Below are 16,890 nucleotides of genomic sequence, written 5' to 3' on the forward strand. Positions count from 1 at the left end.
CCTTACTTGCGGAACGGGAAGTCAAAGGCAGCCAGCAGAGCACGGCCTTCTTCGTCAGAGTTCGCAGTAGTGGTAATGGTAATATCCAAACCACGCACGCGGTCGACTTTATCGTAGTCGATCTCTGGGAAGATGATCTGCTCACGGACACCCATGCTGTAGTTACCACGACCATCGAATGACTTAGCGGACAAGCCACGGAAGTCACGGATACGTGGAACAGCAATAGAGATCAGGCGCTCAAGGAACTCCCACATGCGTTCGCCACGCAGAGTTACTTTACAGCCGATCGGATAGCCCTGACGGATTTTGAAGCCTGCAACAGATTTGCGTGCTTTGGTGATCAACGGCTTTTGACCGGAGATTGCTGTCAGATCAGCTGCTGCGTTATCCAGCAGTTTCTTGTCAGCGATCGCTTCACCAACACCCATGTTCAGGGTGATCTTCTCGACCCGAGGGACTTGCATGACAGAATTGTAGTTAAACTCAGTCATGAGTTTGCTAACTACTTCGTCTTTGTAGTAATCATGCAGTTTCGCCATCGTACTACTCCAAATTACTTGATAGTTTCGCTGTTAGACTTGAAGAAACGGACTTTTTTGCCGTCTTCGAATCTAAAGCCTACACGGTCAGCCTTGCCGGTTGCCGCGTTGAAGAGTGCAACGTTAGAAACCTGAATAGCAGCTTCTTTTTCAACGATGCCACCTGGTTGGTTCAGGGCCGGAACCGGCTTCTGATGTTTCTTAACCAGGTTGATACCTTCAACAATGATCTTGCCGGAAGACAGAACATTTTTTACTTTACCGCGTTTACCTTTATCTTTACCGGTTAACACGATAACTTCGTCATCACGACGGATTTTCGCTGCCATGATTCGCTCCTTAGAGTACTTCTGGTGCCAGAGAGATAATTTTCATGAACTTTTCAGTACGAAGTTCACGAGTTACCGGCCCAAAGATACGCGTGCCGATAGGCTGCTCGCTGTTATTATTTAAAATAACGCATGCATTACCATCGAAGCGAATGACAGAACCGTCAGGGCGACGAACACCCTTCCTGGTGCGCACCACTACCGCTTTCAGCACATCACCTTTTTTGACCTTACCACGTGGAATTGCTTCCTTGATGGTGATCTTGATGATGTCGCCTACGCCTGCGTAGCGACGGTGCGAGCCACCCAGAACCTTGATACACATTACGCGACGTGCACCGGAGTTGTCGGCGACGTTCAGCATAGTCTGTTCTTGGATCATTTTAGTGCTCCGCTAATGTCAACTACTACCTGAGACTCCAAAATCAGAGTCGTCGAAAAGCCCCATATCGAGGGCGCGGCATTATAACACCGGTTCTACAATATGGGTAGAAAAAATACACGGCCCATTACTGAGCCGTGTATTCGTATTGAGAGGCCTTACTGTATTACAGAACGGCTTTCTCTACAACGCGAACCAGCGTCCAGGACTTAGTCTTGGACAGCGGACGGCATTCGCGGATTTCAACCACGTCACCGATACCGCATTCGTTGTTCTCGTCATGTACGTGCAGTTTGGTCGTACGCTTGATGAATTTACCGTAGATCGGGTGTTTCACAATACGTTCGATAGCAACAACAATGGATTTCTCCATTTTGTCGCTAACAACACGACCTTGCAGAGTACGGATTTTATCGGTCATTACGCACCCGCCTTCTGAGTCAGTAAAGTCTTAACGCGTGCAACATCACGACGCACTTGCTTCAGCAGGTGAGTCTGTTGCAGCTGGCCACTTGCCGCCTGCATGCGCAGGTTAAACTGCTCACGCAGCAGGTTCAGCAGCTCAGCGTTCAGCTCTTCAACGCTTTTTTCACGCAGCTCATTTGCTTTCATTACATCACCGTCTTAGTTACAAAGGTGGTTTTAATCGGCAGTTTCGCTGCTGCCAGGCCGAATGCTTCACGGGCTAGCTCTTCCGGTACGCCGTCCATTTCATACAGGACTTTACCCGGCTGAATCAAGGCAACCCAATACTCCACGTTACCTTTACCTTTACCCATACGAACTTCCAGCGGCTTCTCGGTAATTGGTTTGTCCGGGAATACACGGATCCAGATTTTACCTTGACGCTTAACTGCACGGGTCATTGCACGACGTGCTGCTTCGATCTGACGTGCAGTCAGACGACCACGGCCAACAGCTTTCAGACCGAAAGTGCCGAAGCTAACATCCGTACCCTGCGCCAGACCACGGTTGCGGCCTTTGTGCACTTTACGGAATTTTGTACGCTTTGGTTGTAACATCAGCGACGCTCCTTATTTACGGCCTTTACGCTGCTGCTTTTTAGGTTGCGCAGCCGGTTTTTCCGGTTGTTCAACAGCAGCCATACCACCCAGGATCTCACCTTTGAAGATCCATACCTTAACGCCGATTACACCGTAAGTGGTGTGCGCTTCAGAGGTGTTGTAGTCGATGTCAGCACGCAGAGTGTGCAACGGTACGCGACCTTCGCGGTACCATTCGGTACGTGCGATTTCCGCGCCGCCGAGACGGCCGCTAACTTCAACTTTGATACCTTTAGCGCCCAGACGCATTGCGTTCTGTACAGCACGCTTCATAGCACGACGGAACATAACACGACGTTCCAGCTGTGAAGTGATGCTGTCAGCAACCAATTTAGCGTCCAGTTCAGGCTTACGAACTTCAGCGATATTGATCTGTGCAGGAACGCCAGCGATATCCGCTACGACCTTGCGCAGTTTTTCTACGTCTTCGCCTTTCTTACCGATAACGATACCCGGGCGAGCAGTGTGAATAGTCACACGGATGCTCTTAGCCGGACGCTCGATAACGATACGAGATACAGACGCTTTAGCCAGTTCCTTAGTCAGGTACTGACGTACTTTAAAATCGCTGTCCAGGTTGTCAGCGAATTCTTTGGTGTTCGCAAACCAGGTTGAGTTCCATGGTTTTACAATACCCAGGCGAATACCATTAGGATGTACTTTCTGACCCATTGCTAGTCTCCAGAGTCTCAGCGATCGGACACAACCACAGTAATGTGGCTGGTGCGCTTCAGGATGCGATCTGCACGACCTTTCGCACGCGGCATAATGCGCTTCATGCTTGGGCCTTCATCTACGAAAATTTTCGCAACTTTCAGATCGTCAATGTCAGCGCCATCGTTGTGTTCAGCGTTAGCAATGGCAGATTCCAGTACTTTCTTAACCAATACCGCAGCTTTCTTGTTGGTATAGGTCAGGATGTCCAGGGCCTGCGACACTTTCTTACCGCGAATCAGGTCAGCAACAAGGCGAACCTTCTGAGCAGAAGAACGAGCATGGCGATGTTGAGCTAAAGTTTCCATCTCTTCCTCCTACCTTATTTCTTCTTCGCTTTTTTATCAGCAGCGTGGCCGCGATAAGTACGAGTCGGTGCGAATTCACCCAGTTTATGACCGACCATTTCGTCGGAAACAAATACTGGAACGTGCTGACGACCATTATGGACAGCGATGGTCAAACCGATCATGTTAGGAAAGATCGTTGAACGACGGGACCAAGTGCGCAGGGGCTTCTTGTCTCCGCTTTCCACCGCTTTCTCTACCTTCTTCAGCAAGTGCAGGTCAATAAAAGGACCTTTCTTGAGAGAACGTGGCATGGCTTATCCTCTAAAATTATTTGCTACGGCGACGTACGATAAATTTATCAGTACGCTTGTTGCTGCGGGTCTTCTTACCTTTGGTCTGAACGCCCCATGGAGTTACAGGGTGTTTACCAAAGTTACGACCTTCACCACCACCATGTGGGTGGTCGACTGGGTTCATCGCAGTACCGCGAACGGTAGGACGAACACCACGCCAGCGTGCAGCACCTGCTTTACCCAGAACGCGCAGCATATGCTCAGCATTGCCAACTTCGCCCAGAGTTGCACGGCAGTCTGCTTCGACTTTACGCATTTCACCAGAACGCAGACGCAGGGTGACATAAGCACCATCACGAGCAACGATCTGAACGTAAGTACCAGCGGAACGTGCCAGCTGACCGCCTTTACCTGGTTTCATTTCTACGTTATGAACGGTAGAACCAACCGGGATATTGCGCATCGGCAGGGTGTTACCTGCTTTGATTGCAGCATCAACGCCAGACTGAATCTGGTCGCCAGCTTTCAGGCCTTTAGGGGCCAGGATGTAACGGCGTTCGCCATCTTTGTACAGAACCAGCGCGATGTTCGCGGAACGGTTCGGATCGTACTCAAGACGCTCAACAACTGCTGGGATACCGTCTTTGTTGCGTTTGAAATCAACAATACGATAAGCCTGCTTGTGGCCACCACCGATGTGACGAGTGGTGATACGGCCATTGTTGTTACGACCACCGGATTTGCTGTTTTTTTCAACCAGCGGAGCAAAAGGTTTGCCCTTGTGCAGCTCTGGGTTGACCACTTTAACGACGTGGCGACGACCCGGAGATGTCGGTTTACATTTAACAACTGCCATTGTATTACTCCTCCGACTTACTCAGCGCCGCCGACGAAGTCCAGATTCTGGCCTTCTTTCAGGGTGACGTAAGCTTTTTTCCAGTCGCTACGACGACCGATACGCTGTCCGTGACGTTTAACTTTCCCTTTAACTACCAGGGTGTTAACGACTTCGACTTCGACTTCAAACAGTTTCTGCACAGCAGCTTTGATTTCTGCTTTGGTCGCGTCTTTAGCAACTTTGAGAACGATGGTATTGGTTTTTTCCATCGCAGCAGACGCTTTTTCAGAAACGTGCGGTGCACGAAGCACCTTCAGCAGACGTTCTTCACGAATCATGCCAGCATCTCCTCAACTTGCTTAACAGCATCAGCAGTCATTACGACTTTGTCGAAGGCGATCAGGCTAACCGGGTCGATACCAGTTGCATCGCGTACGTCAACCTTATGCAGGTTACGCGCAGCAAGGAACAGGTTCTCGTCCAGCTCACCGGTGATGATCAGCACATCTTCCAGAGCCATGTCTTTCAGTTTCTGTGCCAGCAGCTTAGTTTTAGGCGCTTCTACAGAGAACGTTTCGACAACGATCAGACGATCCTGACGTACCAGTTCGGACAGAATGCTTTTCAGCGCGCCGCGGTACATCTTTTTGTTTACTTTTTGACTGTGGTCCTGCGGGCGAGCAGCGAAGGTCACGCCACCGGAACGCCAGATCGGGCTCTTAATAGAACCTGAACGCGCACGGCCGGTACCTTTCTGGCGCCACGGCTTTTTGCCGGAACCAGTTACTTCAGCACGAGTCTTCTGAGCACGAGTACCCTGACGAGCACCAGCTGCATAAGCAACTACAACCTGGTGAACCAGCGCTTCGTTGAAATCACGACCGAAGGTAGTTTCGGAAACAGTCAGCGCGCTCTGCGCGTCTTTCAATACTAATTCCATTGCTATCTCCTCACGCCTTCACAGCTGGTTTAACGATCAGGTCGCTACCGGTTGCACCCGGAACAGCACCTTTAACCAGCAGCAGGTTGCGCTCAGCGTCAACACGTACTACGTCCAGGCTCTGAACGGTTACACGTTCGTTACCCAGCTGACCTGCCATTTTCTTGCCTTTGAACACTTTGCCCGGAGTCTGGTTCTGACCGATAGAACCCGGTACGCGGTGAGACAAGGAGTTACCGTGGGTAGCGTCCTGGGTACGGAAGTTCCAGCGCTTAACGGTACCAGCAAAACCTTTACCTTTAGAGGTACCGGTTACGTCAACTTTTTTAACTTCAGCAAACAGCTCAACGCTAATGTCCTGACCTACGGTGAACTCTTCGCCTTCAGCAAGACGGAATTCCCACAGACCACGGCCAGCTTCAACGCCAGCTTTAGCGAAGTGACCAGCTTCCGGCTTGGTTACACGGTTAGCTTTTTTAGCACCGGTAGTAACCTGAACAGCACGGTAGCCATCGTTAGCCAGGTCTTTAACCTGAGTAACGCGGTTTGCTTCAACTTCGATTACGGTTACTGGGATAGAAACGCCATCTTCAGTGAAGATGCGGGTCATACCCACTTTTTTACCGACTAAACCAATCATTGTTTCAACCTCTCAATCGCTCGATGACCTGATCAACCCAGGCTGATCTGCACGTCTACACCGGCAGCCAGATCCAGACGCATCAGAGCATCAACGGTTTTCTCAGTTGGCTCAACGATGTCAACCAGACGCTTGTGAGTGCGAATCTCGTACTGATCACGCGCATCTTTGTTAACGTGCGGAGAGATCAGAACGGTAAAGCGCTCTTTGCGGGTCGGCAGCGGGATCGGACCACGGACCTGCGCACCAGTGCGCTTGGCAGTCTCGACGATTTCCGCGGTTGATTGATCGATCAGACGATGATCAAACGCTTTCAGGCGGATACGGATTCTTTGGTTCTGCATGAGACCAGAGCTCCAATTATTTTATAAACGAAAATGATTACTACTCAAACCCATTACGATTGATGGGAGAGTGTAACCGTTCTTACGTAGCCCCCCAATTGGGAGCATTGTTGAGTAACGAAAAACAGTGTTACTCCGGTTCATATTGAACCAGCCGTCAATTACGACAAGCCCGCGCATTATACGTAAATCTGGCCGCAACGCAAGCGTAGTTTAGAAAACGGGCGCTACTGATTGATTTTGCGTGGAGGCTCGACATAAAGACGTCATGTTTTCATGGTTTAGACGGTTCACTGGAATGCCACACGCAAAGGTTCACTCTGCTGCTTGTCGTAGTTTTCTCCACAGACGAGGATATCGCCACGTTAATCGCAGAGGCATAAATCGTGTTGACTGTTTTCCCTTTTCTGATGACCTATGCAGTAATATCCTGCCTGCTGGTTCGCGAAGATATCCGCTTCGGATTGTTGCCGGACAAATATCTCTGCCCACTCTTGTGGACAGGTCTGCTTTATCATCTCATCAATAATCCGGATTTTTTGGCAAACGCGGTGACTGGTGCCATGGCGGGTTACATTGGCTTCGCTGGCATTTACTGGGGTTATCGTTTGATATTCAAACGTGAAGGGCTGGGATACGGAGATGTGAAATATCTGGGCGCTCTCGGCGCCTGGCACGGCTGGTATGTGCTTCCAGTCATAACATTGTCAGCGGCCCTACTGGCTACTCTTTATGTGCTTTTCAAAATGCTATTCAACCCTGGATTACAGGTACATAAAAACCCGCTGCCGTTTGGTCCATTCATGGCGGCAGCAGGTCTGATAATGGGTTGGCAGAGCTTAATCAATCCGTCACTTTGATTTGCGATTGCAGGTAATTTTGCAAACCAATTTTTCCAATGAGGTCCAGCTCGGTTTCCAACCAGTCGATATGACCTTCTTCGTCTGCGAGAATCGTGATCATCATATCGCGGCTAACATAATCATGAACGCTATCGGCATACGCGATGGCTTCGCGAAGATCTTTCGCGCCTTCGAGTTCAAGGCGAAGGTCAGATTGCAGCATCTCTTCGACATCTTCGCCAATACCGAGCTTGCCGAGATCCTGCAGATTCGGGATGCCCTCAAGAAATAAAATACGCTCGATGTATTTATCGGCATGTTTCATTTCATCGATAGATTCATGGTATTCAACGTCGTTGAGGCGTGTCAGCCCCCAATTCTTGAACATTCTCGCATGGAGAAAATATTGATTGATTGCGACAAGCTCATTTCCCAATAATTTATTGAGATAACTTATGATTTTAACATCACCTTTCATTATATAGTCCCTCCGCTTCCACTTATTGAAGCGTAGATGGGGCTACAGGGATGTCAAAAAAAAGATAGAGGCTCAGGCGATCTCTTTGTATTCCGGGATCTGCATCAATTCGTCCTGCATGATTTCGCGTGCCGCACGGACGCACTTACCACATTGATTTCCCACTGGAACAAACTTGCGCAGTTGCTGAAATGACTGAGGGTTAAACTGGCGAACAGCCTGACGTATTTTTTTGTCACTCACACCATTACACAAACAAACGTACATAAATACTCCCGCTCAATTTATGATCAAATTCTAAGTGAGAATAATTATGATTACAATAGCACATTCGTAGTGAGACGGGCCGGAAGCTAACAAAAAATGCGATTATTTGTGACAGGTAATAAATCATAAATGCAAAAAGGGCACCTAAGCGCCCTTTTTTATTCAAAGCTAATTAGCGAGTAATTAGCTCAGAACTTTAGCAACAACGCCCGCACCAACAGTACGGCCGCCTTCACGGATTGCGAAACGCAGACCGTCATCCATCGCGATTGGGTGGATCAGGGTAACAACCATTTTGATGTTGTCGCCTGGCATTACCATCTCTACGCCTTCTGGCAGTTCGATGGTACCGGTCACGTCAGTTGTACGGAAGTAGAACTGTGGACGGTAGCCTTTGAAGAACGGAGTATGACGGCCGCCTTCATCTTTGGACAGGATGTAAACTTCAGATTCGAACTTGGTGTGCGGCTTGATTGAGCCTGGCTTAGCCAGTACCTGACCACGTTCGATTTCTTCACGTTTAATACCACGCAGCAGAACACCAACGTTCTCACCAGCACGACCTTCGTCCAGCAGTTTGCGGAACATTTCAACGCCAGTACAGGTAGACTTGGCAGTCTCTTTGATACCAACGATTTCAACTTCTTCGCCAACTTTAACGATACCGCGCTCTACACGACCGGTCACAACAGTACCACGGCCGGAGATGGAGAATACGTCTTCGATAGGCAGCAGGAACGGCTTGTCAATCGCACGCTCTGGTTCTGGGATGTAAGAATCCAGGAAGCCAGCCAGCTCAACGATTTTCGCTTCCCACTCTGCTTCGCCTTCCAGCGCTTTCAGAGCAGAACCACGGATGATTGGGGTATCATCACCCGGGAAGTCGTACTGGGACAGAAGTTCACGAACTTCCATTTCAACCAGTTCCAGCAGCTCTTCGTCATCAACCATGTCACATTTGTTCAGGAACACGATGATGAAAGGAACGCCAACCTGACGACCCAGCAGGATGTGCTCACGAGTCTGAGGCATAGGGCCGTCAGTCGCAGCAACAACCAGGATCGCGCCATCCATCTGAGCAGCACCGGTGATCATGTTTTTAACATAGTCGGCGTGGCCCGGGCAGTCTACGTGTGCGTAGTGGCGAGTCGGGGTGTCATATTCAACGTGAGAAGTGTTGATGGTGATACCACGAGCTTTTTCTTCTGGTGCGTTATCGATCTGGTCGAATGCACGAGCAGAACCACCGTAGGTTTTAGCCAGAACGGTAGTGATTGCAGCAGTCAGGGTAGTTTTACCATGGTCAACGTGGCCGATAGTACCAACGTTGACGTGCGGTTTTGTACGTTCAAATTTTTCTTTAGACACGGCTATATTCCTTACTATAGTGCCCCCTCACCGAGGGGACACGGGATTTTGGTTTTTAACCCTACGGCTTATTTGCCACGGGCTTCGATTACGGCCTGAGCAACGTTGTTCGGCGCATCATCATACTTCAGGAATTCCATGGAGTAAGAAGCACGACCTTTGGTCAGAGAACGCAACTGAGTTGCGTAACCGAACATTTCAGACAACGGAACTTCAGCATGAATCTGAACACCAGTAGCGTTAGATTCCTGACCTTTCAGCTGACCACGACGACGGCTCAAGTCACCGATAACGTCACCGGTGTTCTCTTCCGGAGTTTCTACTTCAACCTTCATGATAGGCTCAAGCAGAACTGGTTTCGCTTTCTTAAAGCCATCTTTAAAGGCAATAGAAGCCGCCAGTTTAAACGCCAGTTCAGAGGAGTCAACGTCATGGTAAGAACCGAAGTGCAGACGCACACCCAGATCTACTACCGGATAACCAGCCAGTGGACCAGACTTCAGCTGCTCCTGGATGCCTTTATCAACGGCAGGGATGTATTCGCCAGGAATTACACCACCTTTGATATCGTTGATGAACTCGTAACCTTTCGGATTTGAGCCCGGCTCCAGTGGGTACATGTCGATAACAACATGACCATACTGACCACGACCACCAGACTGCTTAGCGTGTTTACCTTCAACATCGGTAACTTTCGCACGAATCGCTTCGCGGTAAGCAACCTGAGGTTTACCCACGTTAGCTTCAACGTTGAATTCACGCTTCATACGGTCAACGATGATGTCGAGGTGCAGTTCACCCATACCAGCGATGATGGTCTGGTTAGATTCTTCATCAGTCCATACGCGGAATGATGGATCTTCTTTAGCCAGACGGCCCAGAGCCAGACCCATTTTTTCCTGGTCAGCTTTGGTTTTTGGTTCAACGGCGATAGAGATTACTGGCTCAGGGAATTCCATACGCTCCAGAATGATCGGGTGATCTGGGTCACACAGGGTGTCACCAGTAGTCACGTCTTTCAGACCGATAGCCGCAGCGATGTCGCCTGCGCGAACTTCTTTGATCTCTTCACGTTTGTTCGCGTGCATCTGTACGATACGACCGAAACGCTCACGTGCAGCTTTCACGGAGTTCAGGATGGTGTCACCGGAGTTAACCACGCCAGAGTACACGCGGAAGAACGTCAGGTTACCCACGAACGGGTCGGTAGCGATTTTGAACGCCAGCGCAGCAAACGGCTCTTCATCACTTGCGTGACGTTCTGCCGGAGTGTCTTTACCGTCGTCCAGGATACCGTTGATCGCAGGAACATCTACTGGAGATGGCAGGTAATCAATTACCGCATCCAGCATTGCCTGAACACCTTTGTTCTTGAACGCAGAACCACAGGTTACCAGGATGATTTCGTTGTTCAGAACACGCTGACGCAGAGCTTTCTTGATCTCTTCTTCAGTCAGTTCTTCACCACCCAGGTATTTCTCCATCAGCTCTTCTGAAGCTTCTGCAGCGGACTCGATCAGGTTCTGGTGCCATTCTTCGGCCAGTTCCTGCATGTCAGCTGGAATATCTTCATAAACGAAGGTGACGCCTGCATCTTCTTCGTTCCAGTTGATGGCTTTCATTTTCACCAGGTCAACAACACCGGTGAAACCTTCTTCAGCACCAATTGCCAACTGCAGCGGAACCGGAGTCGCGCCCAGACGGGATTTGATCTGACCAACAACTTTCAGGAAGTTAGCACCCATACGGTCCATTTTGTTAACGAACGCGATGCGTGGAACTTTGTATTTATTAGCCTGACGCCATACGGTTTCAGACTGTGGCTGAACACCACCAACTGCGCAGTAAACCATTACTGCACCATCAAGAACACGCATGGAACGTTCTACTTCGATAGTGAAGTCAACGTGGCCCGGGGTGTCGATGATGTTTACGCGATGCGGTTCATACTGCTTAGCCATACCTGACCAGAATGCAGTAGTCGCTGCGGAGGTGATAGTAATACCACGCTCCTGCTCCTGTTCCATCCAGTCCATGGTAGCTGCGCCGTCATGAACTTCACCGATTTTATGGTTTACACCGGTGTAGAACAGAATACGTTCGGTAGTAGTGGTTTTACCGGCGTCGATGTGCGCACTGATACCGATGTTACGGTAGCGTGCGATGGGTGTTGTACGAGCCATTTGATTCCTCGTTTGTTTCTTTGGCGTTCAGTTAAGTAACCCAGAGCGGGCGGCTTCTCTGAAGCGCCCGCCTGATGACTATGACTCCGAAGGGATTACCAACGGTAGTGTGCGAACGCCTTGTTGGCTTCTGCCATACGGTGAACGTCTTCACGTTTCTTAACTGCAGTACCTTTGTTGTCTGCAGCATCAGAAAGTTCGTTCGCCAGACGCAGAGCCATGGATTTATCACCGCGTTTACGAGCAGCTTCAACGATCCAACGCATTGCCAGGGCATTACGACGAACCGGACGAACTTCAACTGGAACCTGATAAGTAGAACCACCAACGCGGCGGGACTTAACTTCTACAGTTGGGCGAACGTTGTCGAGAGCGACTTCGAAAGCTTCCAGTTCATTTTTACCAGAACGCTGAGCCAGGGTCTCCAGCGCGCTGTATACGATTGCTTCTGCAGTAGATTTTTTACCATCTACCATCAGGATATTTACAAATTTTGCCAGCAGTTCTGATCCGAACTTAGGATCTGGAAGGATTTTACGCTGACCAATGACGCGACGACGTGGCATGGGAATACTCCGTTGTTAATTCAGGATTGTCCAAAACTCAAAGAGTTTAGTTTGACATTAAGATAAATCAGTTTGGCCTTACTTAACGGAGAACCATTAAGCCTTAGGACGCTTCACGCCATACTTGGAGCGAGCCTGCTTACGGTCTTTAACACCAGAGCAGTCAAGCGCACCACGAACGGTGTGATAACGAACACCCGGAAGGTCTTTTACACGACCGCCACGGATCAGGATCACGGAGTGTTCCTGCAGGTTGTGACCTTCACCACCGATGTAGGAAGTCACTTCAAAACCGTTGGTCAAACGCACACGGCATACTTTACGCAGTGCGGAGTTTGGTTTCTTAGGAGTGGTGGTATATACACGAGTACATACGCCACGTTTCTGCGGGCAGGCTTCCAGCGCAGGCACGTTGCTTTTTGCAACTTTGCGAGCGCGTGGTTTGCGTACCAGCTGGTTAACTGTTGCCATTAAATAGCTCCTGGTTTTAGCTTTTGCTTCGTAAACACGTAATAAATCGACCTCATACAATATGAGGACGCGAAATTTTAGGGCCATGCCGAAAAGGTGTCAAGAAATATACAGCGATCTCGCATCACCAGCTCATCTGACTGGCGTGCTCTACTGCAAGATTGACGAAATCAGTATAGCTAACCACATCGATTTTGGTTGAAATTTGACCACCAAGACCACGCGCATCAACATCTTCCTTTAGCGCTGAGACCTTAATGGGGGCATTGTTGAGAATTTCAACAAATCGGCTGCCTTCAATTGCCGTAAGGACACCGTCCTGAATGAGAAGCAAATCATCACCTTCGCTCAACATTCTCAACAATCCTTCGATATCGCATTGCCACGGTGAATGGCTCAAGGTATGGAGCATGACAGCCTCAAAAAGTCAGAACGGTTTGATAATGTGCGAGATGTTCGCGCAAGACATCGGGCGTTATGACTGTCGCATCCAGCACCATCGGGGTCTTTTCATCGAGCCCGCGCTCTTTTAAAGAGGCAGCACAGACCCAAAATGTTTCGATGTCATAAAGAGGCAGGACTTTAAAAGTGGCGATATAGTCCCGCGCCAGGATCTGTTGCGGTTGTTGTCCGGCCAGGATCTGGAAAACACCGTCTCCGATAAAGAAAACGCCAATATCCTCCGTCAGAGCCGACGTCGCCAGTAGCGCATCCAGCCCTTCCCTGCCCGACGCACTGCCATGAGGCGCGGAAGAAAACACAAAAGCGATACGGTTCATCAGAATTGCACCATCCGGTCGCAGGTCAATGCCGCTTGCGCCAGCGCCCCTAAACCACTGAGAGAAAAGCCGGGCTGCAGATTTGCCGCTGCCAGCCCGAGACGTTCAGCTTCCGTTTTATCCGTCACGCCGCGACGCAGGGCCGCCGCGACGCAAATGTGTAGCTCAACACCATGTTTATCGTTAAGCGCCTGCCAGCCGCGAACCAGATCGTATTCATCAGACGCCGGAGAGGTCAATTGATTGGCGTTATAGACCCCTTCGCGATAGAAAAAAACGCTGCTCAGCTGATGCCCGGCTGCCAGTAACGCTTCTGCAAACTGCAATGCGCTGCTGGCCTGCTGAGTACCGTAGGCAGGTCCTGTCACCATCAGGGCAAAACGCATTACTTATCTTGCCCCAGGAAATCGCCGCTTTTGAACTGACGAATATAGAGATAGACCGTGTGCTTAGAGATATTCAGACGATCGGCCACCTGGTTAATCGCATCTTTGATATCGAAAATGCCTTTTTCATAGAGGTTCAGCACAATCTGGCGGTTCTTGGCATTATTCGATACGTTGCGATCGGCATTCACCTCTTCAATGGTGAACTCCAGCGTTTGGGTGACGAGATCTTCCACCGAAGAAGCGAAGTTAACAGAGGAGTTCACTTCCGGTGTTTCTGGTGGCACAAACGTACTCATGATTTGTGAGAACGGCACATCAAGGTTCATGTTGATGCACAATAATCCGATCACCCGATGTTCACGGTTACGAATGGCGATGGTTTCTGATTTCATCAGAACGCCGCTTTTGGCACGGGTAAAATAGCATTTGGAGACGCTGCTGTCCGCGCCGGTCATGTCGTGCAGCATACGCAGTGCAAGGTCAGTAATTGGCGATCCAATTTTGCGGCCAGTATGCTCGCCATTAGCAATACGGATGGCGGAACATTTCAGATCTTGCAGGGAGTGCAATACGATTTCGCAGTGGGAGCCAATGAGCATCGCTAACCCGTCCACCACCGCTTCGTAGGATTTGAGAATATCGAAGTCGGTCTGATCGAAAGGACGTTGATCCAGCAAATCGAGTTCGCTGGTTTCGTTGGTTAAAAGCGACCTGGACATGAAAAAAACACTCCTTTTCAGGAGCCTGTCATTAGGTTGTCAGGGCAGGCTCATATTTACACGGACAACTAAATTAATACAGCGTAGGTAACGCTTTCCAGTGTTAATTATATCTGCCCCACAATAAAAAAACCGCCGCCTTAAAGGCGGCGGTTTTCAGCGTTTTACTTCTTAGCTGCGTCGGCAGCTTTGTCATCTGCTGCAGCTTCCGGTTTGGCATCTGCCTTCGGTGCTGGTTTGATATCCAGCAGCTCGACATCAAAGACCAGCGTGGAGTTAGCCGGGATACCCGGAACACCGGTTTTGCCATAAGCCAGATCTGGAGGGATCACCAGCTGAATTTTGCCGCCTTTCTTGATGTTTTTCAGGCCTTCGGTCCAGCCAGGAATAACACCGTCGAGACGGAAGGAGAGCGGCTCACCGCGGGTGTAAGAGTTATCGAACTCTTTACCGTCGATCAGCGTACCTTTGTAGTTCACCACAACGGTATCGCTATCTTTTGGCGCATCGCCCGTACCGGCTTTCTCTACTTTATACAGCAGACCGGTAGTGGAGGTTTTCACACCTTTCTCTTTAGCAAAAGTATCGCGGAAGGCTTTGCCCTTCGCTTCGTTATCTTTTGCATCTTGTTCCATTTTACCCTGTGCAGCGCCCTTCACGCGGGCTTCAAATGCCTGCAGAGTCTGTTCAATTTCCTGGTCAGACAATTTGCTCTTATCTGCAAATGCATCCTGAACACCGGCGATCAGCTGATCTTTATCCAGCTTGATGCCCAGTTTTTCCTGCTCTTTGAGAGAGTTTTCCATGTAACGACCCAGAGACGCGCCCAGCGCATAGGCTGATTTCTGGTCGTCATTTTTGAACGCAGCTTTGCTGTCTGCGCTGGCAGCTGGCTTCGCCGCGGTATCAGCAGCAAAGGACATCGGCGCATTCAGTGCGACAGCCATTGTGGTCGCCAGCAGCGTTACTTTAAACAGTGATTTCATCCATTTCTCCAGGTCCGGGGCCTCTCACCCCAGCGTTAAACGTATATGAGAAGCGTACTATAGAACGTTGCAGAAGAAATCTACAGACAGACTCCCCCTATTCTCGTCTCTTTTCAGACTATTTTTGTTTAAATAAGTTTCTTGCCATAGGGTTGGATACTGCATACCGGGGTAAACTCGGGTAAAATTTACTGCCGTTAATGCCTGATGGCGCAAGAACCACAACGAGGTCAATCATGCACGAAACAACGATGGAAGCGCGGCTGGCCGAGCTGGAAAGCCGCCTGGCTTTTCAGGAAGTGACGATAGATGAGCTTAACCAGACCGTCACTGCTCACGAACTGGAGATGGCAAAGCTACGCGATCTGCTGCGTCTGCTGACGGAAAAAGTTAAAGCGACACAATCATCGCACATCGCCTCACAGGCGGAAGAAACGCCACCGCCTCATTATTAAGGCGTAAAAAAAGCGGGAAATATTCCCGCTTTTTTGTGCCTGCGACACAGCTAAATACCCGGCTATTTCGGATTGCAGGAAGGCGCATACAACGCCCAGCGACCCGAAAGGCGAAGGTTATTTAGTGGCAGCCGCAACCGCCGTTACCGCCACAACCGCCTTTACCATGCTCATGACCGTGATCATGATCGTGGCCGTGACCACCGCAGCAACCGTCATGGTCGTGATCGTGGTCGTGACCGTTCGCGCCGTGAACATGGCCATGAGCCAGTTCTTCAGCAGTGGCTTCACGGATCGCAATCACTTCTACGTTGAATTTCAGATTCTGGCCAGCCAGCATGTGGTTGCCGTCAACCACAACGTGGTCGTCTTCAACTTCAGTGATTTCAACAGGTACTGGACCCTGGTCGGTTTCTGCCAGGAAGCGCATGCCAACCTGCAGTTCGTCAACGCCCATGAACACGTCTTTAGAAACGCGCTGAACCAGGTTATCGTCATACTGACCGTATGCGTCGTTCGCGCCTACAGCAACGTCAAACTTATCGCCAACATCGTGACCTTCCAGCGCGTTTTCCAGGCCAGAAATCAGGGAGCCGTGACCATGCAGGTAGTCCAGCGGCGCACTCACCGGAGACTCATCAACCAACACACCGTCTTCTGTACGTACCTGATAGGCCAGGCTGACCACCAGGTCTTTTGCTACTTTCATGATATCTCCTGAGCGTGGGAAAATTGCTGGCGCAGATTGTAGCGGAAATCTGCACCCGTGTACCCTTTAGCTTAAAAAAACTCAGGGCATATCGCTAGTCCGGATGAAAAATACCGATGACTTGTTCTTCTTTGCGAACATGCTCGCGCGCTTCTTTATCTGCTTCGCGCATCTGATGTCCGCACTTAACACACTCAACAATATCAATATTATTCTCGCGCCACATGGCCAGCGAATCCTGCGCCTGGCAGGCCGGGCATTTTGCGCCTGCAATAAAACGTTTACGAACTGCCATACTTTTT

At 49.9% G+C, this 16,890-nt stretch carries 29 protein-coding genes; 2 read left to right on the forward strand and 27 right to left on the reverse strand.

Features of this window, described 5'->3' with window-relative positions:
* Positions 1-2: 2 nt before the first annotated feature.
* The 14 genes from rplE to rpsJ all read right to left on the reverse strand — a co-directional run bounded on the left by rplE (position 3) and on the right by rpsJ (position 6,376).
* On the reverse strand, positions 3-542 hold the full coding sequence (rplE, locus tag SOM82_RS18855) for a 50S ribosomal protein L5 (protein WP_015960710.1): 540 nt from the start codon (positions 540-542) through the stop codon (positions 3-5).
* A gap of 14 nt (positions 543-556) precedes the next feature.
* Positions 557-871, reverse strand: coding sequence for a 50S ribosomal protein L24 (gene rplX / locus SOM82_RS18860; protein ID WP_016538464.1), 315 nt, complete (start codon positions 869-871; stop codon positions 557-559).
* Positions 872-881: 10 nt separating this feature from the next.
* Positions 882-1,253, reverse strand: coding sequence for a 50S ribosomal protein L14 (rplN, locus tag SOM82_RS18865; RefSeq protein ID WP_004160583.1), 372 nt, complete (start codon positions 1,251-1,253; stop codon positions 882-884).
* A 166-nt stretch (positions 1,254-1,419) separates the two neighbouring features.
* Positions 1,420-1,674, reverse strand: a complete 255-nt coding sequence (gene rpsQ, locus SOM82_RS18870) for a 30S ribosomal protein S17 (protein WP_006817275.1) — start codon at positions 1,672-1,674, stop codon at positions 1,420-1,422.
* Positions 1,674-1,865 (reverse strand): 50S ribosomal protein L29, encoded by a 192-nt coding sequence (rpmC, locus tag SOM82_RS18875; RefSeq protein ID WP_032614707.1) that lies wholly within the window; start codon positions 1,863-1,865, stop codon positions 1,674-1,676. Before rpmC ends, rpsQ begins: the two co-directional genes overlap by 1 nt.
* The gene (gene rplP / locus SOM82_RS18880) at positions 1,865-2,275 is read right to left on the reverse strand and encodes a 50S ribosomal protein L16 (RefSeq protein ID WP_002919759.1); all 411 of its coding nucleotides are present in this window, start codon (positions 2,273-2,275) and stop codon (positions 1,865-1,867) included. Before rplP ends, rpmC begins: the two co-directional genes overlap by 1 nt.
* 12 nt (positions 2,276-2,287) lie before the next feature.
* On the reverse strand, positions 2,288-2,989 hold the full coding sequence (gene rpsC, locus SOM82_RS18885; RefSeq protein WP_000529945.1) for a 30S ribosomal protein S3: 702 nt from the start codon (positions 2,987-2,989) through the stop codon (positions 2,288-2,290).
* A gap of 17 nt (positions 2,990-3,006) precedes the next feature.
* Entirely contained in the window at positions 3,007-3,339 is a 333-nt protein-coding gene (gene rplV / locus SOM82_RS18890; protein WP_002919773.1) for a 50S ribosomal protein L22, read from the reverse strand.
* A 14-nt stretch (positions 3,340-3,353) separates the two neighbouring features.
* Entirely contained in the window at positions 3,354-3,632 is a 279-nt protein-coding gene (gene rpsS / locus SOM82_RS18895; protein WP_001138115.1) for a 30S ribosomal protein S19, read from the reverse strand.
* A 16-nt stretch (positions 3,633-3,648) separates the two neighbouring features.
* Positions 3,649-4,470 (reverse strand): 50S ribosomal protein L2, encoded by an 822-nt coding sequence (gene rplB / locus SOM82_RS18900; protein WP_000301869.1) that lies wholly within the window; start codon positions 4,468-4,470, stop codon positions 3,649-3,651.
* Between the two features lie 17 nt (positions 4,471-4,487).
* The gene (rplW, locus tag SOM82_RS18905; RefSeq protein ID WP_004868363.1) at positions 4,488-4,790 is read right to left on the reverse strand and encodes a 50S ribosomal protein L23; all 303 of its coding nucleotides are present in this window, start codon (positions 4,788-4,790) and stop codon (positions 4,488-4,490) included.
* Complete coding sequence (gene rplD, locus SOM82_RS18910) at positions 4,787-5,392, reverse strand: 50S ribosomal protein L4 (protein WP_015960716.1); 606 nt, start codon at positions 5,390-5,392, stop codon at positions 4,787-4,789. The genes rplW and rplD overlap by 4 nt, the downstream gene beginning before the upstream one ends.
* Positions 5,393-5,402: 10 nt before the next feature.
* Complete coding sequence (rplC, locus tag SOM82_RS18915) at positions 5,403-6,032, reverse strand: 50S ribosomal protein L3 (protein ID WP_016538466.1); 630 nt, start codon at positions 6,030-6,032, stop codon at positions 5,403-5,405.
* Positions 6,033-6,064: 32 nt separating this feature from the next.
* On the reverse strand, positions 6,065-6,376 hold the full coding sequence (gene rpsJ, locus SOM82_RS18920; protein WP_001181005.1) for a 30S ribosomal protein S10: 312 nt from the start codon (positions 6,374-6,376) through the stop codon (positions 6,065-6,067).
* A 386-nt stretch (positions 6,377-6,762) separates the two neighbouring features.
* Between rpsJ and SOM82_RS18925 the strand changes: the two genes are divergently transcribed.
* On the forward strand, positions 6,763-7,236 hold the full coding sequence (locus SOM82_RS18925) for a prepilin peptidase (protein ID WP_320461705.1): 474 nt from the start codon (positions 6,763-6,765) through the stop codon (positions 7,234-7,236).
* On the opposite strand, the gene bfr is transcribed toward SOM82_RS18925, so the two are convergent.
* The 11 genes from bfr to fkpA form a co-directional block, all read right to left on the reverse strand.
* Complete coding sequence (gene bfr, locus SOM82_RS18930; protein ID WP_154129134.1) at positions 7,220-7,696, reverse strand: bacterioferritin; 477 nt, start codon at positions 7,694-7,696, stop codon at positions 7,220-7,222. The genes SOM82_RS18925 and bfr overlap by 17 nt on opposite strands.
* Positions 7,697-7,768: 72 nt before the next feature.
* Positions 7,769-7,963 (reverse strand): bacterioferritin-associated ferredoxin, encoded by a 195-nt coding sequence (gene bfd, locus SOM82_RS18935; RefSeq protein ID WP_154129135.1) that lies wholly within the window; start codon positions 7,961-7,963, stop codon positions 7,769-7,771.
* Between the two features lie 183 nt (positions 7,964-8,146).
* Positions 8,147-9,331, reverse strand: coding sequence for an elongation factor Tu (gene tuf / locus SOM82_RS18940; RefSeq protein ID WP_324723110.1), 1,185 nt, complete (start codon positions 9,329-9,331; stop codon positions 8,147-8,149).
* Positions 9,332-9,399: 68 nt separating this feature from the next.
* Positions 9,400-11,514, reverse strand: a complete 2,115-nt coding sequence (gene fusA, locus SOM82_RS18945) for an elongation factor G (protein ID WP_154127915.1) — start codon at positions 11,512-11,514, stop codon at positions 9,400-9,402.
* A gap of 95 nt (positions 11,515-11,609) precedes the next feature.
* The gene (gene rpsG, locus SOM82_RS18950; RefSeq protein WP_004106370.1) at positions 11,610-12,080 is read right to left on the reverse strand and encodes a 30S ribosomal protein S7; all 471 of its coding nucleotides are present in this window, start codon (positions 12,078-12,080) and stop codon (positions 11,610-11,612) included.
* A gap of 96 nt (positions 12,081-12,176) precedes the next feature.
* Entirely contained in the window at positions 12,177-12,551 is a 375-nt protein-coding gene (gene rpsL / locus SOM82_RS18955) for a 30S ribosomal protein S12 (protein ID WP_000246815.1), read from the reverse strand.
* A gap of 124 nt (positions 12,552-12,675) precedes the next feature.
* A complete protein-coding gene (tusB, locus tag SOM82_RS18960) occupies positions 12,676-12,963 on the reverse strand; it encodes a sulfurtransferase complex subunit TusB (RefSeq protein WP_320460948.1) in 288 nt (95 codons plus the stop codon).
* Between the two features lie 7 nt (positions 12,964-12,970).
* Positions 12,971-13,330, reverse strand: a complete 360-nt coding sequence (gene tusC / locus SOM82_RS18965) for a sulfurtransferase complex subunit TusC (RefSeq protein ID WP_320460949.1) — start codon at positions 13,328-13,330, stop codon at positions 12,971-12,973.
* Positions 13,330-13,716: a sulfurtransferase complex subunit TusD gene (tusD, locus tag SOM82_RS18970; protein WP_320460950.1), complete on the reverse strand. Its 387-nt coding sequence runs from the start codon at positions 13,714-13,716 to the stop codon at positions 13,330-13,332. The genes tusC and tusD overlap by 1 nt, the downstream gene beginning before the upstream one ends.
* Positions 13,716-14,438 carry a helix-turn-helix transcriptional regulator gene (locus tag SOM82_RS18975; protein WP_154127919.1) on the reverse strand — a complete coding sequence of 241 codons (723 nt, stop codon included), beginning with the start codon at positions 14,436-14,438 and terminating at the stop codon, positions 13,716-13,718. Before SOM82_RS18975 ends, tusD begins: the two co-directional genes overlap by 1 nt.
* 164 nt (positions 14,439-14,602) lie before the next feature.
* A complete protein-coding gene (gene fkpA, locus SOM82_RS18980; protein ID WP_154127921.1) occupies positions 14,603-15,424 on the reverse strand; it encodes an FKBP-type peptidyl-prolyl cis-trans isomerase in 822 nt (273 codons plus the stop codon).
* Positions 15,425-15,660: 236 nt separating this feature from the next.
* On the opposite strand from fkpA, the gene SOM82_RS18985 reads away from it, so the two are divergent.
* Complete coding sequence (locus tag SOM82_RS18985) at positions 15,661-15,879, forward strand: protein SlyX (RefSeq protein ID WP_154127923.1); 219 nt, start codon at positions 15,661-15,663, stop codon at positions 15,877-15,879.
* A 121-nt stretch (positions 15,880-16,000) separates the two neighbouring features.
* Here SOM82_RS18985 and slyD read toward each other — a convergent pair whose 3' ends face one another.
* Complete coding sequence (gene slyD, locus SOM82_RS18990; RefSeq protein ID WP_320460951.1) at positions 16,001-16,588, reverse strand: peptidylprolyl isomerase; 588 nt, start codon at positions 16,586-16,588, stop codon at positions 16,001-16,003.
* A 94-nt stretch (positions 16,589-16,682) separates the two neighbouring features.
* Positions 16,683-16,883, reverse strand: coding sequence for a YheV family putative zinc ribbon protein (locus SOM82_RS18995; RefSeq protein WP_039031545.1), 201 nt, complete (start codon positions 16,881-16,883; stop codon positions 16,683-16,685).
* Positions 16,884-16,890: the final 7 nt, after the last annotated feature.

The organism is Lelliottia sp. CFBP8978 (assembly GCF_034046055.2).
Lineage (GTDB): Bacteria > Pseudomonadota > Gammaproteobacteria > Enterobacterales > Enterobacteriaceae > Enterobacter.

Excerpts from the sequence above, each read along its gene's own strand:
- rplE (WP_015960710.1), bottom strand. The coding sequence starts at position 542 with ATGGCGAAACTGCATGATTACTACAAAGACGAAGTAGTTAGCAAACTC.
- rplX (WP_016538464.1), bottom strand. The coding sequence starts at position 871 with ATGGCAGCGAAAATCCGTCGTGATGACGAAGTTATCGTGTTAACCGGT.
- rplN (WP_004160583.1), bottom strand. The coding sequence starts at position 1,253 with ATGATCCAAGAACAGACTATGCTGAACGTCGCCGACAACTCCGGTGCA.
- rpsQ (WP_006817275.1), bottom strand. The coding sequence starts at position 1,674 with ATGACCGATAAAATCCGTACTCTGCAAGGTCGTGTTGTTAGCGACAAA.
- rpmC (WP_032614707.1), bottom strand. The coding sequence starts at position 1,865 with ATGAAAGCAAATGAGCTGCGTGAAAAAAGCGTTGAAGAGCTGAACGCT.
- rplP (WP_002919759.1), bottom strand. The coding sequence starts at position 2,275 with ATGTTACAACCAAAGCGTACAAAATTCCGTAAAGTGCACAAAGGCCGC.
- rpsC (WP_000529945.1), bottom strand. The coding sequence starts at position 2,989 with ATGGGTCAGAAAGTACATCCTAATGGTATTCGCCTGGGTATTGTAAAA.
- rplV (WP_002919773.1), bottom strand. The coding sequence starts at position 3,339 with ATGGAAACTTTAGCTCAACATCGCCATGCTCGTTCTTCTGCTCAGAAG.
- rpsS (WP_001138115.1), bottom strand. The coding sequence starts at position 3,632 with ATGCCACGTTCTCTCAAGAAAGGTCCTTTTATTGACCTGCACTTGCTG.
- rplB (WP_000301869.1), bottom strand. The coding sequence starts at position 4,470 with ATGGCAGTTGTTAAATGTAAACCGACATCTCCGGGTCGTCGCCACGTC.
- rplW (WP_004868363.1), bottom strand. The coding sequence starts at position 4,790 with ATGATTCGTGAAGAACGTCTGCTGAAGGTGCTTCGTGCACCGCACGTT.
- rplD (WP_015960716.1), bottom strand. The coding sequence starts at position 5,392 with ATGGAATTAGTATTGAAAGACGCGCAGAGCGCGCTGACTGTTTCCGAA.
- rplC (WP_016538466.1), bottom strand. The coding sequence starts at position 6,032 with ATGATTGGTTTAGTCGGTAAAAAAGTGGGTATGACCCGCATCTTCACT.
- rpsJ (WP_001181005.1), bottom strand. The coding sequence starts at position 6,376 with ATGCAGAACCAAAGAATCCGTATCCGCCTGAAAGCGTTTGATCATCGT.
- bfr (WP_154129134.1), bottom strand. The coding sequence starts at position 7,696 with ATGAAAGGTGATGTTAAAATCATAAGTTATCTCAATAAATTATTGGGA.
- bfd (WP_154129135.1), bottom strand. The coding sequence starts at position 7,963 with ATGTACGTTTGTTTGTGTAATGGTGTGAGTGACAAAAAAATACGTCAG.
- fusA (WP_154127915.1), bottom strand. The coding sequence starts at position 11,514 with ATGGCTCGTACAACACCCATCGCACGCTACCGTAACATCGGTATCAGT.
- rpsG (WP_004106370.1), bottom strand. The coding sequence starts at position 12,080 with ATGCCACGTCGTCGCGTCATTGGTCAGCGTAAAATCCTTCCAGATCCT.
- rpsL (WP_000246815.1), bottom strand. The coding sequence starts at position 12,551 with ATGGCAACAGTTAACCAGCTGGTACGCAAACCACGCGCTCGCAAAGTT.
- tusB (WP_320460948.1), bottom strand. The coding sequence starts at position 12,963 with ATGCTCCATACCTTGAGCCATTCACCGTGGCAATGCGATATCGAAGGA.
- tusC (WP_320460949.1), bottom strand. The coding sequence starts at position 13,330 with ATGAACCGTATCGCTTTTGTGTTTTCTTCCGCGCCTCATGGCAGTGCG.
- tusD (WP_320460950.1), bottom strand. The coding sequence starts at position 13,716 with ATGCGTTTTGCCCTGATGGTGACAGGACCTGCCTACGGTACTCAGCAG.
- SOM82_RS18975 (WP_154127919.1), bottom strand. The coding sequence starts at position 14,438 with ATGTCCAGGTCGCTTTTAACCAACGAAACCAGCGAACTCGATTTGCTG.
- fkpA (WP_154127921.1), bottom strand. The coding sequence starts at position 15,424 with ATGAAATCACTGTTTAAAGTAACGCTGCTGGCGACCACAATGGCTGTC.
- SOM82_RS18985 (WP_154127923.1), top strand. The coding sequence starts at position 15,661 with ATGCACGAAACAACGATGGAAGCGCGGCTGGCCGAGCTGGAAAGCCGC.
- slyD (WP_320460951.1), bottom strand. The coding sequence starts at position 16,588 with ATGAAAGTAGCAAAAGACCTGGTGGTCAGCCTGGCCTATCAGGTACGT.
- SOM82_RS18995 (WP_039031545.1), bottom strand. The coding sequence starts at position 16,883 with ATGGCAGTTCGTAAACGTTTTATTGCAGGCGCAAAATGCCCGGCCTGC.